The organism is Streptomyces sp. EDA2-14 (assembly GCF_054963755.1).
The window spans coordinates 1-14,334 of sequence record NZ_JBUEGE010000025.1 but is presented as its reverse complement, the minus strand read 5'-3'; the positions used below and the strand labels follow the sequence as shown (position 1 = coordinate 14,334).

Genomic DNA, 14,334 nt, shown 5'->3' with positions numbered 1-14,334 from the left:
GTGTCATGTACGGAAGCGCTCGCCCACCGATCGGCGGGCGAGCGCTTCCACGCGGCGTTGCGCGCGAGGAGGTTCAGGCTGATTCAGCGGGGGCGCAGGCCTGGTTGAGGGTCAGGCCCTTGGTCTCGGGGGCGAGGCGGTGGGAGACGACGCCGCCGATCAGGCTGATGGCGGCGGCCAGGAGCATCGTCACGGAGGTGCCGAGGCTGTCCACGGAGAGCGGCAGCAGGAAGGTGCCGGCCGCGGCGCCGACGCGGGAGACGGCGGTGGCGAAGCCGACGCCCGCGCCGCGGATCTCGGTGGGGAACACCTCGCCCGGATACACCCCGGACAGTGCCGTGGAGGCGGCGTTGACCAGGGAGAAGACGAGGAAGCACACCAGGACCAGGGCGGCGGAGGTGTGCGAGAAGAAGGCGACGACGACCAGCGCGACGGTGGAGATCCAGAACGGCGGAACGGCCAGCTTGCGCCGTCCGACGCGCTCGATGAGCAGCACGGAGACCATCGACCCGACGACCACGAGGCCGTTGATGGCCAGCGCGCCGGTCAGGCCGTCCTTGATGCCGAGGTGCTCCAGGACGGTCGGGGCGAAGGCGCCGATGGCGAAGTACGGGGTGACGTTGCAGACCCAGAAGACGCTGACGAAGATCGTGGCCTTGCGGTACTCGGGCGAGAACAGCCGGCCGAACCCTCCCCCGGTATGCGGCTCCGGGGTGCGGAGGTCGCGCTGGTCCTCCTCTTCGAGGTACTCGCGGGCCAGGGCGGTGGCCTCCTCGGTCCTGCCCTTGCTCATCAGCCAGCGCGGCGACTCGGGGGTGCCGAGGCGGAGCAGCAGGACGATGACGGTCGGGACGGTGCTGAGCCCGAGGACGACGGTCCAGCTGACCGACATCGACGTGATCAGGAAGTATCCGGCGGCGTAGGAAATGAGGTAGCCGACGTACCAGGCGACTTCCTGTACGGCGAGCAGCCGGCCGCGCAGGCGGGCGGGCGCGAACTCGGCGAGCAGCGGCCAGCCGATCGAGTAGTCGGCGCCGATCGCCAGGCCCATGACGAGGCGGACCACGACGAGTTGCCACGCCTCGGTCACGAAGAACTGGGCGACGGAGCAGACCAGGAACAGGGCGAGGTCGATGGTGAACATCGATTTGCGGCCGAACCGGTCGGCCAGATATCCGCCGACCGGACCGCCGAGGAAGATGCCGAGCAGCGCGGCCGCGGCGATCAGCCCCTCACCGGCGGACGAAAGACCGAGGTCCTTCGATATCGCCGGCATCACGACGCCCGTGCTGCCGAGGATGAACCCGTCGATGAACATGCCGCCCGCGATCACCACGCTCAGCTTGGCCAGGAAGCGGCGCCTCTTCGCCGACAGGGACGGTGGCGGGGGGTCCGCCGCGAGGGCGGGGCGGGTACTGGTCTCGGTCACGGTGGTGCCTCGTTCCGGGATCGTCAGTGCGGCGCCGAACTGGGCCGGCGCGTTTTTTGCGGGGTGGGTGGGGGCGTGACAAAGGCCGCTGGCGCCCAGAAATCGGGTGGGCGGCAGCGGCCGCGGGGAGGAACCTTACGTCAACCACCCACGTGTTGTCGGATCGGCCCCACCGGGCCCTCCGGCGCGGCCACCCGTCGAAGGGACCGCACCGTCTCGTACCTGTTTTACGTACCGCGGGGCTGTCCCGTGAGCGATCTTGGCGTTCGCGGGTACATCGACCGCCGGGCCGCGCCTCAGTCCGTCAGGACCACGCCCAGCGAGCGCTCCAATCCGGCCGCGCCCGTCTCCGTCACATGGACCACCCGCGGCGCGGCTCCCCACCGCACCCACTCCAGGTCGAACAGTCGCGACATCAGCGCCGCGCCGAGCCCGCCGGCCAGGTGGTGGCGGTGCTCGCTCCAGTCGACGCAGTAGCGGACCGCGGGGCGGCGGGGCGGCAACCGGTCGGTGCAGACGCCGAGTTCGGCCAGCCGCTCCCGGCCGCTGTCGGTGAGTTCATAGTGGACGTCCCGTCCGTAGGAGGCGGGCCGGTCGCGTACCGCCGTGTCCGCGCGGTGGATGCCGTCGTGTCCGCTGAGTACCCGGTGTCTGAGCAGCGCGGCCATCAGCTCGGCCCCGAGCTGTCCGGCGAGGTGGTCATAGCAAGTACGGGCCCGATGAAGGGCGTTGGTGCGGTTGCTCTGTTTCAGCGAGGTGATGGGCAGCGGTGGGGCGATCAGCGCCAAGGCCTCCAGGGCGGTGCTGATGTCCGGCCCGGCGAGGCGGTAGTAGCGGTGCCGGCCTTGCCGGGTGACCGTGAGGAACTCGCCCTCGACCAGCTTGGCGAGGTGCGCGCTGGCGGTGGCGGCGCCGACGCCCGCCTCGCCCGCGAGCGCGCTTGCGGGCAGCGCGCGGCCGTCGGCGAGGCACTTGAGCATCTTGGCCCGCGAGGGGTCGGCGATCAGGGCCGCGGCGCGGGCGATGTCGGTCTGCTGCTTGAGGGGTTCGCCGTCCATGGCCGAAGCGTAGGACATCCACACTTCGCCGGCCGACGAAGTGACCGGCTCACATCATCTCCTCATGACCGCAACGAACGTCACCGCGCACGCCGAGGCTTCCGGCCCACCCACGTTGTCACCTCCGGCCGCCCGGCGGGCCGGCGCCAAGCCCGCCCCGGCTCCGCTGATCGCCCTCAGCCTCGGCTACTTCCTCGTCATGCTCGACGTCACGGTGGTCAACGTCGCGATCCCCGACATCCGCACCTCGCTGGGCACCGGCGCCACCGCCCTGCAGTGGATCGTCGACGGCTACAGCACCGTCTTCGCCGGCCTGCTGCTGCTCGGCGGTTCGCTCGCCGACCGGCTCGGCCACCGTCGGATGTTCGTGGCGGGGCTGGGCACCTTCGCCCTCGCCTCACTGGCCTGCGCCCTGGCCGGTTCCGCGGAGATGCTGATCACCGGGCGGCTGGCGCAGGGGGCCGGTGCGGCGCTGCTGGTGCCCGCGTCGCTCGGGCTGCTGCAGGTGACCTATTCCGACCGTGCGGCCCGAGCCCGTGCCATAGCGGTGTGGGGTGCGGTCGCCTCGGTGGCTTTCGGTGCCGGTCCGGTGGTCGGCGGGTTCCTGGTCTTCGGTGGCGGCTGGCGATCGGTGTTCTGGCTGAACCTGCCCGTCGCCGCTCTCGCGGTGGTGCTGACGCTGCGGCATCTGCCGGGCTCCGCCCGTCCGGCCGGTCACCGCGGGAGGGACGCCTCACCGCGCTCCCGGCCCCGCTCGCGCGGTGGAGATCCTCTGGGGCAGACGCTCGGCATCGTCGCGCTCGTCTCGCTGGCCGGCGGTCTCAACGAGGCGGGCGCCCGCGGCTGGACCTCGCCCCTCGTGCTGGCGGCCTTCGGCCTCGGCGGCACCGCCCTGGCCGGCTTCACCCTCGTCGAACGCACGCTGGAAGCCCGCGCCGCGGCCGGTGGCCGGCACTCACCGCTGCTGCCGCCGTCGCTGTTCCGCGCGGGGGCCTTCACCGCCACTTCGGCCGTCGGCCTGCTGATCAGCCTCGGCTACTACGGCATGCTCTTCCTGACCACGCTGTACTTCCAACAAGAGCGCGGCTTCAGTCCCCTCCTCACCGGCCTGGCGCTGCTACCGTCGGTCTGCATGGGCCTGATCGCGGCGCCGCTGTTCAGCCGGATCTCCGCCCGAACCGGCCCGTACGTGCCGATGGCCGCCGGTCTGGTGCTGGGCGCCGCGGGCTTCCTCGGCTGGCTGTCGGCCGGGGCCGGCACCCCGTACCCGGTGCTGCTGTTCGCGCTGACCGCCACCGGTCTCGGCCAGACCCTGACGGCGCTCGCCGCCACCGCGGCGGTCATCGACGCCGCACCGGCCGCCGGTGCGGGCATCGCCTCCGCCGTCTTCAACGTCTTCCGGCAGGTCGGCAGCGCGGCAGGGGTGGCCCTTTTCGGCTCCTTCGCCACCGCGGCGGACGACTTCACCGCGGCCCTGCGGCTGTCGGCGGGCATCGCCGCGGGGGCCTTCGCGACCGGCGCTCTGCTTGCTCTGGCAGCCCGGCGCCGCGCCCGTACCTGATCCCGACGCCCGCCGGTTCTCTCGGCTCCACTTCTGTTTCCGTTTCCATGAAAGGTCCACGCAGATGACGAACGACTCCACCGCCGCAGCCGCTGTCCCCGAAGGGAAGCCGGCCTCCGCGGTACTGCACTACACCGCCTTCGCCACCGGCCCGGACGGCGGCAATCTCGCGGGCGTCGTCCTCGACGCCACCGCGCTGGGCGACGACGAGATGGTGGCGATCGCGGCCCGGCTGGGCTATTCCGAGTCCGCCTTCGTCACCCCCGGACCCGACCCGGACGAGGCCCGCTCCTTCACCCTGCGGTTCTTCAGCCCGAAGGCGGAGGTCGGGTTCTGCGGGCACGCCACCGTCGCCACCGCCGTGGCGCTCGGCGAGCAACTCGGCACCGGCGACTTCGCCTTCCACACGTCCGCCGGTCCGGTGCCGGTCCGCGTCGTGGCGACGGACGACGGGCTGAAGGCCACGTTGACCAGCGTCCCGCCGCGCGTGGACGAAGCGGCCGCGACCGACGTGACGGAGGCGCTGGCGGCGCTCGGCTGGCGGGCCGACGAACTCGACGCCGCGCTGCCGCCGCGGATCGCCTTCGCGGGCGTACGCCACCTGGTGCTGGCGGCCGCGACCCGGGAGCGGCTGGCCGACCTCGACTACGACTTCGAGCGGCTGCTGCGGCTGATGCGACGGCTGGACCTGACGACCGTGCAGCTGGTGTGGCGCGAGTCGGCGACCGTCTTCCACGTCCGCGACCCCTTCCCCGTCGGCGGCGTGGTGGAGGACGCGGCCACGGGTGCCGCGGCGGCGGCCTTCGGCGCGTACGCCCGCGAACTCGGCCTGGCCCCGGAGTCCGCGACCCTCACCCTGCATCAGGGGCACGACATGGGCCGACCGTCCCTGCTGGAGGTCGAACTGCGCGCGGGCGACCCGCGTGTACGGGTCACGGGGCGCGCGCTGCGCGTCTGAACGGTCGCCGGTGTACGGGACCTCGACCAGCGGCCGACCCGTGGCCCGGGGCCTCAGACCGCTCGTTGGACGATGGCACCGGCCCCGCAGGATGGGGACGGTCAACAAGCCGGTAAGGATGGCGCGTTCGGCTCGGCGCACGCTCGTGGTCGCCACCGGTACCCACGGTGCGCCCGCCGCGGCGCCCGCCGGTCGTGTACACCCACCTTCGCCGTCACGGACCCCGGCCCGTCACCGGCCGAACAGGCCGAGGTCGCGTCCCGCTCGGTCGAGGCCCGTCCGGCCGCGGTGGTCCGGGGCGTCCACGCCGGGGCGGGGCCTCACGCGGCCCCCTGCCCGTCGAGGCGCGGGATCTCGGCGAGCTCGTGGTAGACGGGCAGGCCGCGGCGGCGTGCGGTGGCGACGTCCTGGTCGGCTCCGGTGGACTCGCCGGGCAGCCGCAGCACGGCGTCGCAGCGGGCCAGCAGCCGCTGAGCGGTCGGGTACAGCACCTGGTCGGCGAGGGGATCCGTGGGGCCGGCGCCGGCCGAGCTCAGGACGGGCAGGGCGATCCATTCCCCGATGACGGGCAGGTGTCCCGCGGCGAAGACGGGCCACGCGGCCGCTTCGAGGCGCGCCAGGTTGGCGGCCATGGCCTGCGGGTCCCCGTTGGTGCCGGATCGGTAGGGCCCGGCGATGAGGATGAGCATGGGCTTGTCGTTCATGGTGCGCTCCAATACGTGCGGACACGTGCAAGATCAGGAAGGAATACGGATGGTGGTGGCGGCGGAGCCCTGTCTGTTTCCTGGCAGGGCGCTGTCTGTTTCACCGGTCGTGGCAGGGCGCTGCCTGTTTCACCGGTCGTGAGGGACCACGGCACCCCGCAGGACCTGCCCCGCCCCCGCGGGCGGCAGCGCCTTCCAGCAGGGCGAGGGCCGTTTCGGCCGCTGCGAGGTCCTGCGGGCCGATGCCGATGAGCTTGGTGACGGTGATGTCGTCCGGTGTGCGCCGCCCCGGCACCCGGCCGGCGAGGACGTCGCCGATCTCGGCGTCGACCCGGTCCTCCGTCACCTCGCCGCGGGCGACGGCCGCCTGGATGTCCCCGTAGCGGAGGGCGAGTTCGCGGCTGTCGACGACGACGCGGGTGGCGCGGCGCAGGCAGGCGCCGTCGAGTTCGCACTTGTCGGGGTCGTCGGCGCCGAGGGCGGTGATGTGCTGGCCTGGCCGGAGCCACGAGCCGAACAGGACGGGTGTGGGGCTGGCGGTCGTGGTCACGACGATGTCGGACCGGCTCACGGCTCGCTCCGGATCGGCGGCCGCGGTGACCTCGACGTGCGGCAGGTCGCGGCCCAGCCGGTCGGCGAGGGCGGTCGCCCGGCCGAGGTCGCGGCCCCAGACGTGGAGATGGCGGACCGGGCGGACGAGGGTGAGGGCGCGGGCCTGGAGCTCGGCCTGTCTGCCGGTGCCGAGGACGGTCGCGCGGGTCGCGTCCGGCCGGGAGAGCGCGCGGGCGCAGACCGCCCCCGCGGCGGCCGTGCGGAGGTCGGAGAGGTGGTGCTCGTCCTCCAGTACGGCGGTGACGGCCCCGGTGGACGCGTCGAAGAGCGCGACGAACCCGCCCCCTTCGGGCAGCCCGCGGGTCCGGTTCCCCGGGAACCAGTTGGCGATCTTGACGAGGAAGTGCCGGCCTCCGGGCAGGTGGGCGGCCTTGACGTGGGAATCCCCGCCGTGGGCCACGGGCAGCACCATGACCGGCGCCCGGGCTCCTTGGGTGGTGCTGAACTCGATGAAGGCGTCGCTGACCGGCTCCACGAGGTGGGCCAGATCCACGGCCGCGCGAATACGGTCGGCCGTGTAGTGCGGGAAGCCGGTCATGGAAGCGGTCTTCGGTGTCCGCGGAGTCTGCGGAGTGCTCGGTGTACTCGGTGTGCGCACCGCGCTCACCGCCCGCACTCGGGGAGGGTGTCCAGGGTCCCGCGGGCCACCATGCTCACGTCGCCGCCGACGCGGATGTTGCGCAGCGCGTCGGGGCGTCCCTGAGGCAGGACGGTGAGCAGGCTGGGGCGGCCGGTGAATCGCCCCTGGCGCAGGGTGAACTCCTCGTCCGTGGGCACGAGCCCGTGGTGCGCCAGGTACGCGCCGACGCAGCCGGCCGCGCTGCCGGTCGCGACGTCCTCCACGATGCCGTCGTTGTTCCAGTGGCGGCCTTCGAGTGCCTCGACGTCGAGCACGTACGCGAACTGCGCCCCGTACCGCCCGACCAGCTCCGGGAAGTCGCCACGGACGATCCGCCCCTCGGCCAGCCCCGCCACCACCGGGACGATGAGATAACGCAGGCCGGTGGAGACGACGCGCAGCGGAAGGTCGGCGAGTGCCTGGACGGGCAGGTTCAGGGCCTCGGCGATCTCTGCCCTCTCCCCCGTCGGCACGGTCGCGAGGAACTCCGGTTCCCCCTGGTCGAGTTCCACGTGGTACCCGGTGGTGGTGGGCCGGGTGAACACCTCGACGGTCCTGCCGGTCAGGTGGAACGTCCAGTGGCGGGGACCGGGGACGCCCTCGCGCTCGTGCAGGACGGCGGCCGCGCCCAGGACGGGGTGTCCGGCGAAGTCGAGTTCCTCCAAGAGGTCGAAGACCCGGGCCGTGACGTGGTGGGGCTCCTCCCCTCCGCTCAAGAAGATCGTCTCGAAATGGCGGAGCTCCTGGGTGATCGTGAGCATCTGCGCGGCGGAGAGCCCCGCGGAGTCGGGGAAGACGGCAAGGGTGTTGCCTGTGTAGGCCTGCGCGGCGAACACGTCGACATGGCGGTAGTGCAAGGACATGGGGTTTCCAGGCGGGTACGAGTGCGGGCTGGTACGCCTCGACGCTAGGCGGCGCCGCCCCCGCCGTCGTGGTCCAATCCGCGTAAAGTGGACCAGATGGATCGTGTGGTGCGACGCATTCCCGCGTCACGGTTTCCCCGGCTGCTCGGCGACTGGCGGACCGGCGACGGATCACTGGCGCGTCGCCTCGCCGACGCCGTGGAGAAGGCCGTGCGCGACGGCCGGCTGCCACTCGGCGCGCAGCTTCCGGCCGAGCGCCTGCTCGCCGACGAGCTCGGCCTCGCGCGGGGCACCGTGGCGACGAGCTACCGGCTGCTGCGCGCCGAGCAGCTGATCGAGACGCGGACCGGCTCCGGCAGCACCGTGCGCCTGCCGCCCCGGCTGCACGACCGCCTCTCGCCGTGGGCCAGCGACCTGGGCGAGGCGGGCAGGAACGGGGCGCCGCTCGACCTCACCGTCGCGGAGCCCGCCGCCCCCTTCGACGAACTGCTGCAGGCGGTCCGGGAAGCGACCGACATGCTGCCCGCCGCACTGCTGGAGACCACTCCGCGAGACGGTTCCGGCTCCGCGCTGCACACGGCCGTCGCCGACCTCTACAGCGCCGAGGGGCTCGCGACCGACAGCAGCCACCTTCTGCTGACCAGCGGCGCCGATGCCGCGTTGAGCCTGCTCGGCGCCGCCTGCCTGCGAGCGAACAGCAGGGTCGTCGTCGACTCCCCCACGTACCCGGGCGCGCTCGCTCTGTTCCGGGGCGCGGGTGCCCGGCTGGTCTCCCAGCCCCTCACGCCCACCGGCTGGGACGTCCCCGCGCTGGACCGCACCCTCACGACCGTCCGGCCGGACCTGACCTACCTGGTCACGGACTTCCACAACCCCACCGGCCTGCTGATGGGAGAGGAGGACCGCGCCGAACTCCGGCGCAGGCTGCCCACCCACGACACCCTGGTCGTCTTCGACGAGACCATGCGGTACCTGGATCTACGGGAAGGTGCGCGGCCGCCGTCCCGGGTCTCGGCACGCGCCGGTGACCGGCAGGTCGTGTACGTGGGTTCCCTGAGCAAGTCCCTGTGGCCGGGCCTGCGCGTGGGCTGGATCCGCGCCCACCCGGACGTCGTCCGCCGGTTGGCCGCGCTCCCGTTCGCGGCGGCGCTCGCCCCTTCACCGTTCGACCGACTGGTGGCCGCCCGGCTCCTGGAGCACAGGGAAGCCGTCCTCGACCGCCGGCGCGCGCAACTCAGAAGCCGACGCGACCATTTGGCCGCGCGACTGTCGGACCTGCCGTGGTGCCGCTTCCAACTGCCCTACGGTGGACTGTCCTTGTGGCTCGAACTCCTCGACGCCGACTCCCGCCACCTGGCCGAGCAGGCTGCCGCGCGCAACCTCGCCCTCACGCCCGGTTTCCGCTTCTCCCCCGACGGAGCCCTGGACCGCTTCCTGCGCCTCCCCTTCACCCTCCCGCCCGAGGCGCTCGACACAGCGGTCGACCGACTCGCGCAGGCCCACGCCGCGCTGCGCCACGGTCGACGACCGGCGTAGACGCCAAGGGCGTAAGTCCGGAGCGGCATGAAGTTCTGCGTAACTCTCCGCCGGAACGGGCCACCCCGGAGCGGGCTCTGTTAAGCAGTGGTCAGGGGCCCCTCGCGGGCACAGTCGGTGTGCCACGACGGGCCAGGGGGTGTCATGGCCGATTCCGTACGCCGTCAGGGGCCGCGGGTGCCCGTCACCGATCCGAGGGTGGGGGTCGACGTCACCGTCGACCGGCAGGGGAAGCCGAAGCACCGGCTGGTCGCGATCGGGGACTCCCTGACGCAGGGGTTCCAGAGCGCGGCGATCTTCAACACGAGCATTTCGTACCCGGCGATCGTCGCGTACGAGCTGGGGTGGCTCGAGCGGTTCCGCTACCCCCGCTACGACGGCTTCGGCGGACTGCCCTTCAACATCGAGCTGTTCCTCCGTGACCTGGAAGCCCGTTTCGGGGTGGCCGTGGACCTGTGGGAGGCGCCGTTCGCCCTGTTCCGGGCGTTGCGTTTCATGGACCAGGTGGAGGACTACTGGGAGCGGGGGCCCGGTCTGGCGGTGCCCTCGACCACCGCCATCATGCACAACCTCGCCGTGTTCGGCTGGGACTTGCGGGACGCGCTGTCCAAGTCCGCCGACGAGTGCCGCAAACGCATCGAGACCCCGCGGGACGACCCGGTCATCCAGATCGTCCAGAACGCCGGCGAGCGCGCCGCCCTGCGCGCACTGCCGACCCGGCCCCCGGCGGCCGGGGCCCTGACCCAGCTGACCGCGGCCGCCGAGCTGGGCAAGGACACCGACGGCACGGGCGCCGCGCACGGCATCGAGACGCTGGTCGTCTTCCTCGGCGCGAACAACGCCCTGAAGTCGGTGACCGAACTCAAGGTGGTCTGGAGCGAGGCCCCCGGCTACGACGACCTGGACCAGAAGGGGCGCTTCACCGTCTGGCGGCCGGAGCACTTCGAGGCAGAGCTGCGTGAAGTGGTCTCCGAGGTCTCCGGCATCAAGGCACGGCACGTCATCTGGTGCACGGTCCCGCACGTCACCATCGCCCCGATCGCACGCGGCGTGGCGGGCAAGACCGAACCCGGCTCGGCGTACTACCCGTACTACACCCGTCCGTGGATCAGCGACCGGGCCTTCGATCCGGGCCTGGACCCGAGCATCACGGGTGCCGAGGCGCAGCAGGTCGACCACGCGATCGACGCGTACAACGACATGATCACCGCGGCGGTCCGCGAGGCCAGGATCCAGGGAAGGGACTGGTACCTGCTGGACACCTGCGGCCTGCTCGACCGGCTCGCGTCCCGCCGGTACGCGGAAGATCCGCTGGCGCGTCCGGACTGGTGGCAGCCGTACCCGTTGCCACCTGCCCTGCGGGCGCTGAAGCCGCCGCCCAACTCCCATTTCCTCGCGGGCGAGGGCGGGCGGCGCACGGACGGCGGCCTGTTCTCGCTCGACGGCGTCCACCCGACGACGGTCGCGTACGGCATCGTCGCCCAGGAACTGGTCAACGTGATGCGGCTGGCGGAGGTCCCGTTCTTCCGGCCCGACGGACAGACCCCGCGCCAGGACCCGGTGCTCGTCGACTTCGACCGGCTCATCCTCAAGGACACCTTGATCAATCACCCGCCGGGGAACCTGGATTCGTCCCTGCGGATCCTCGCCTGGGCCGACGAGGCCACGGACCTGTTCCGGCGGGTCTTCACCATCTTCTGAGGGGGGCTCCGGCTCGGTTGCAGGAACACGGCTGCTCCGGTCGCCGACGCGCCCCGTCAACTCGACGCACTCACCCCCGACATGGCCCCGCGGCGCGCCTCGGGCGCCTGGCGCCGGTGGCGCAGCAGGCCGTAGCAGTAGGCGTCGTGCAGGGCCCGGCACGAGGCGCTGACCACGTCGGAGGCGACTCCGACGGTGCACCACTCGCCGTTCCCGTCGTCCATCGTGACCACCACGCGGGCCCGGCCCGCGCTGCCCTGCGCGCCGTCGAGGAGCCGTACCCCGTAGTCCACGAACCGCATCCGCGAAAGGGGTTCGTGGAGCGGTTCCAGTGCGCTGCGCAGGGCTTGGGCCAGGGCGTTCACCGAGCCGTTGCCCTCACCGGTGGCGACGATCCGCTCGTCCTGGACGCGCAGCTTGACCGTCGCCTCGCTGCGGGTCGGGGACTCGTCGTGCTGCTCGGAGATGACACGCCACGACTGGATGGTGAAGAGGTCGACCGGGTTCCCGAGTTCGCGCAGCAGGAGCAGTTCGAACGACGCGTCGGCGGACTCGTACGTGTAGCCCTTGAGTTCGTGCTCCTTGACCCGTCGTACGACCCGGGCGACCGCCTCGCGGTCGCCGCCGAGGTCGACGCCGAGCTCCGCGGCCTTGAGTTCGATCGAGGCACGGCCCGCCATGTCGGAGACCAGCATGCGCATTCTGTTGCCCACCCGTTCGGGGGCGATGTGCTGGTAGAGGTCGGGGTCGACCTTGATCGCCGAGGCGTGCAGCCCCGCCTTGTGCGCGAACGCGGACACCCCTACGTACGGTTGGTGTGTCGACGACGTGAGACCGACGACCTCGGCGATCGCGGCGGAGACGCGCGTCATCCCGCTCAGCCGTCCGGGCGGCAGCACCCGCCGGCCCAGCTTCAGTTCCAGGGCCGCCACGACGGGAAACAGGTTGGCGTTGCCGACGCGCTCGCCGTAGCCGTTCGCCGTGCACTGCACATGGGTAGCCCCGGCCTCGACGGCGGCCAGGGTGTTGGCCACCGCGCAGCCCGCGTCGTCCTGCGCGTGGATGCCGAGGCGGGCGCCGGTGGCGGCGAGCACCTCGCCCACGATCGCGTGGACGCGCGAGGGCAGCATGCCCCCGTTGGTGTCGCACAGGACGACGACGTCCGCGCCCGCCTCGGCCGCCGCCCGCACCACGGCCGTCGCGTACTCCGGGGCGTCGACGTACCCGTCGAAGAAGTGCTCGCAGTCGACGAAGACCCGGCGGCCCTGCGCGACGAGGTAGGAGACCGTGTCGCGGACCATCTCCAGGTTCTCTTCGAGTGTGGTGCGCAGGGCCAGTTCGACGTGCCGGTCGTGGGACTTGGCCACCAGCGTGATCACGGGGGCGCCCGACTCCAGCAGGGCCCGTACCTGCGGGTCCTGCGCGGCCCTGGTGCCCGGACGCCTGGTCGCGCCGAAGGCGACGAGCCGCGCGTGCCGGAAGTCGATCTCCTCCCGCGCACGGGTGAAGAACTCGGTGTCGCGCGGGTTGGCACCGGGCCAGCCGCCCTCGATGAAGCCCACCCCGAAGTCGTCCAGGTGCCGTGCGACGGCGAGCTTGTCCGCGACGGTGAGGTTGATGCCCTCGCGCTGCGCGCCGTCGCGCAGCGTCGTGTCGAACACATGGAAATGGTCCTGCGGAGCGACGGATCGAAAAGCGGCCATGGTTCGTTGCCCACCCCCGGTTCCAGAGATTTCTGAGCGCCTGTCCTGGTGGCCATGGTGGCCGGGCGGTGCCGGTTCGGGACGCGATCTTCCACTGGGCGCAAGTGCGACGGCGTTTTCGACTGGACGGAACACTCCGACGCCGCTTCACGCACCGTCCGCTAGCCTCCGGGCGGCTCACGGGGGCATCGGCGTCCCCTCGCACGGCACAACAGGAGGAACACATGGCCACGTTCACCGTTCATCACGGGACTGTGGTTCCGCTGCGGCGCAGCGAGATCGACACGGACCAGATCATTCCCGGACGTTTCTGCAAGCGCGTGGGGCGCGCGGGTTATGCGGATGCCTTGTTCGGCAACTGGCGGACCGAACCCGACTACATCCTTGACCGTCCGGAACACCGTGGCGCCAGCATTCTTGTGACAGGCCCCCACTTCGGAATCGGTTCGTCTCGCGAACACGCGGTGTGGGCGCTGCAAGATCACGGTTTCCGGGTGATCGTCGCGCCGTCCTTCAGTGACATCTTCCGCGGCAACGCACTCGGTTGCGGATTGTTGCCGGTTCAAATTCCTTTCGATGTGGTCGATTCCATATGGCGGGCGGCCGAGGCCGATCCCGGCTTCGAGCTCACCGTTGACCTGGAGCGATGTGAGATACGCGACGGTGCCGACGTCCTCGCGGCGTTCCCCGTGGACGCGTACAGCAGGCACAAGTTGTTGCACGGACTGGATGACATCGGGGTGACCCTGGGGCATTCCGCGGAAATCGACGCCTATGAGGAACGCCGTCGACCGTGGCTGCCCCGCACCTTGCCGCTGCCGCAGCCCTGAAGAAAATCAGCAACTGCTCCCCATCTCGGCAATTTTGACTCTTCAAGACGGGTTTGCGCCTCCCCTTGAAAGGGCTTCCGTCAATCACCGAACCGGCTAAGATGATCTTGACGCTGGTCGTCGTGAGGAGGGGGCAAGATGGAACTCGACGAGCTGGACGTGGCAATCCTGCGCGCCATCCAGGCGAATGCCAGGATGACGAATCGCGAACTCGCGGAGAGCGTCGGCGTCGCGCCGTCGACTTCCCTGGAGCGGCTGCGGGCGCTGAGAAGGCGCGGGGTCATCACCGGATTCACCGCCCAGGTGGACCTGGCGGCGATCGGCCGTCCCGTCCAGGCGCTGATCTCCGTCCGGATCCGGCCACCCTCGCGGCCCGTTCTGGAGTCGTTCAGGGAATGGGTCCGCACTTTCCCCGAGGTGGTCGGCATCTTCGTCACCACGGGGGGAGACGATTTCCTTCTCCACATGGCCGTGCCGAGCACGCAGCATCTCTACGACTTCGTGATCGACAGTCTCACCGAGCGGCGCGAGGTCGCCGACGTGCGGACCTCCATCGTCTACGAACACCTGCAGAACGAGATGATCGCACCGGCCTCACCGGGGAGGGGCGGTGCGGGTCAGCAGCGGGGCACGGGCAAGTGGCGCCACCGGAATGAGGAGTTGACGCCGGGGCCCGAGGCCGAGTGACCTTCCGCTGAGCGGGAGAAACGTCCTGCGTCGCCGTGCGGCAACCCTACGGTCATGGCCGGAAACAGCCAAT

The 14,334-nt window shown here is 71.4% G+C and carries 12 protein-coding genes; 6 read left to right on the top strand and 6 right to left on the bottom strand.

From position 1 onward, the window contains the following. Nucleotides 1–73: 73 nt before the first annotated feature. Both ACY34M_RS37225 and ACY34M_RS37220 read right to left on the bottom strand, forming a co-directional pair. A complete protein-coding gene (locus ACY34M_RS37225; RefSeq protein WP_462722843.1) occupies nucleotides 74–1,429 on the bottom strand; it encodes an MFS transporter in 1,356 nt (451 codons plus the stop codon). Between the two features lie 296 nt (nucleotides 1,430–1,725). Continuing rightward, on the bottom strand, nucleotides 1,726–2,487 hold the full coding sequence (locus tag ACY34M_RS37220) for an ArsR/SmtB family transcription factor (protein WP_462722844.1): 762 nt from the start codon (nucleotides 2,485–2,487) through the stop codon (nucleotides 1,726–1,728). A 64-nt stretch (nucleotides 2,488–2,551) separates the two neighbouring features. On the opposite strand from ACY34M_RS37220, the gene ACY34M_RS37215 reads away from it, so the two are divergent. Both ACY34M_RS37215 and ACY34M_RS37210 read left to right on the top strand, forming a co-directional pair. After that, nucleotides 2,552–4,048, top strand: coding sequence for an MFS transporter (locus ACY34M_RS37215; protein ID WP_462722845.1), 1,497 nt, complete (start codon nucleotides 2,552–2,554; stop codon nucleotides 4,046–4,048). Nucleotides 4,049–4,112: 64 nt separating this feature from the next. Beyond that, the gene (locus ACY34M_RS37210) at nucleotides 4,113–5,006 is read left to right on the top strand and encodes a PhzF family phenazine biosynthesis protein (RefSeq protein WP_462722846.1); all 894 of its coding nucleotides are present in this window, start codon (nucleotides 4,113–4,115) and stop codon (nucleotides 5,004–5,006) included. A gap of 320 nt (nucleotides 5,007–5,326) precedes the next feature. Here the strand turns inward: ACY34M_RS37210 and ACY34M_RS37205 are convergent, their stop codons facing one another. The 3 genes from ACY34M_RS37205 to ACY34M_RS37195 form a co-directional block, all read right to left on the bottom strand. Beyond that, nucleotides 5,327–5,710: a DUF4406 domain-containing protein gene (locus tag ACY34M_RS37205; RefSeq protein ID WP_462722847.1), complete on the bottom strand. Its 384-nt coding sequence runs from the start codon at nucleotides 5,708–5,710 to the stop codon at nucleotides 5,327–5,329. A gap of 100 nt (nucleotides 5,711–5,810) precedes the next feature. Next, on the bottom strand, nucleotides 5,811–6,860 hold the full coding sequence (locus ACY34M_RS37200) for an ornithine cyclodeaminase family protein (protein WP_462722848.1): 1,050 nt from the start codon (nucleotides 6,858–6,860) through the stop codon (nucleotides 5,811–5,813). A gap of 65 nt (nucleotides 6,861–6,925) precedes the next feature. Further along, entirely contained in the window at nucleotides 6,926–7,804 is an 879-nt protein-coding gene (locus ACY34M_RS37195) for a PhzF family phenazine biosynthesis protein (RefSeq protein WP_462722849.1), read from the bottom strand. Between the two features lie 96 nt (nucleotides 7,805–7,900). Here ACY34M_RS37195 and ACY34M_RS37190 point away from each other — a divergent pair, with 96 nt between their 5' ends. Together ACY34M_RS37190 and ACY34M_RS37185 are read left to right on the top strand one after the other, a co-directional pair. Next, a complete protein-coding gene (locus tag ACY34M_RS37190; RefSeq protein ID WP_462722850.1) occupies nucleotides 7,901–9,340 on the top strand; it encodes an aminotransferase-like domain-containing protein in 1,440 nt (479 codons plus the stop codon). Nucleotides 9,341–9,484: 144 nt separating this feature from the next. Beyond that, entirely contained in the window at nucleotides 9,485–11,041 is a 1,557-nt protein-coding gene (locus tag ACY34M_RS37185; protein ID WP_462722851.1) for an SGNH/GDSL hydrolase family protein, read from the top strand. Between the two features lie 56 nt (nucleotides 11,042–11,097). On the opposite strand, the gene cimA is transcribed toward ACY34M_RS37185, so the two are convergent. Continuing rightward, entirely contained in the window at nucleotides 11,098–12,744 is a 1,647-nt protein-coding gene (cimA, locus tag ACY34M_RS37180) for a citramalate synthase (protein ID WP_462722852.1), read from the bottom strand. Between the two features lie 224 nt (nucleotides 12,745–12,968). On the opposite strand from cimA, the gene leuD reads away from it, so the two are divergent. Both leuD and ACY34M_RS37170 read left to right on the top strand, forming a co-directional pair. Further along, nucleotides 12,969–13,574, top strand: coding sequence for a 3-isopropylmalate dehydratase small subunit (gene leuD / locus ACY34M_RS37175; RefSeq protein ID WP_462722853.1), 606 nt, complete (start codon nucleotides 12,969–12,971; stop codon nucleotides 13,572–13,574). A gap of 138 nt (nucleotides 13,575–13,712) precedes the next feature. Beyond that, complete coding sequence (locus ACY34M_RS37170) at nucleotides 13,713–14,261, top strand: Lrp/AsnC family transcriptional regulator (protein WP_462722854.1); 549 nt, start codon at nucleotides 13,713–13,715, stop codon at nucleotides 14,259–14,261. The last annotated feature ends 73 nt before the right edge of the window (nucleotides 14,262–14,334 follow it).

Bases quoted from the DNA above. Each gene is read 5' to 3' on its own strand.
- ACY34M_RS37220 (WP_462722844.1), bottom strand. From the start codon at position 2,487: ATGGACGGCGAACCCCTCAAGCAGCAGACCGACATCGCCCGCGCCGCG.
- ACY34M_RS37215 (WP_462722845.1), top strand. From the start codon at position 2,552: ATGACCGCAACGAACGTCACCGCGCACGCCGAGGCTTCCGGCCCACCC.
- ACY34M_RS37210 (WP_462722846.1), top strand. From the start codon at position 4,113: ATGACGAACGACTCCACCGCCGCAGCCGCTGTCCCCGAAGGGAAGCCG.
- ACY34M_RS37205 (WP_462722847.1), bottom strand. From the start codon at position 5,710: ATGAACGACAAGCCCATGCTCATCCTCATCGCCGGGCCCTACCGATCC.
- ACY34M_RS37200 (WP_462722848.1), bottom strand. From the start codon at position 6,860: ATGACCGGCTTCCCGCACTACACGGCCGACCGTATTCGCGCGGCCGTG.
- ACY34M_RS37195 (WP_462722849.1), bottom strand. From the start codon at position 7,804: ATGTCCTTGCACTACCGCCATGTCGACGTGTTCGCCGCGCAGGCCTAC.
- ACY34M_RS37190 (WP_462722850.1), top strand. From the start codon at position 7,901: ATGGATCGTGTGGTGCGACGCATTCCCGCGTCACGGTTTCCCCGGCTG.
- ACY34M_RS37185 (WP_462722851.1), top strand. From the start codon at position 9,485: ATGGCCGATTCCGTACGCCGTCAGGGGCCGCGGGTGCCCGTCACCGAT.
- cimA (WP_462722852.1), bottom strand. From the start codon at position 12,744: ATGGCCGCTTTTCGATCCGTCGCTCCGCAGGACCATTTCCATGTGTTC.
- leuD (WP_462722853.1), top strand. From the start codon at position 12,969: ATGGCCACGTTCACCGTTCATCACGGGACTGTGGTTCCGCTGCGGCGC.
- ACY34M_RS37170 (WP_462722854.1), top strand. From the start codon at position 13,713: ATGGAACTCGACGAGCTGGACGTGGCAATCCTGCGCGCCATCCAGGCG.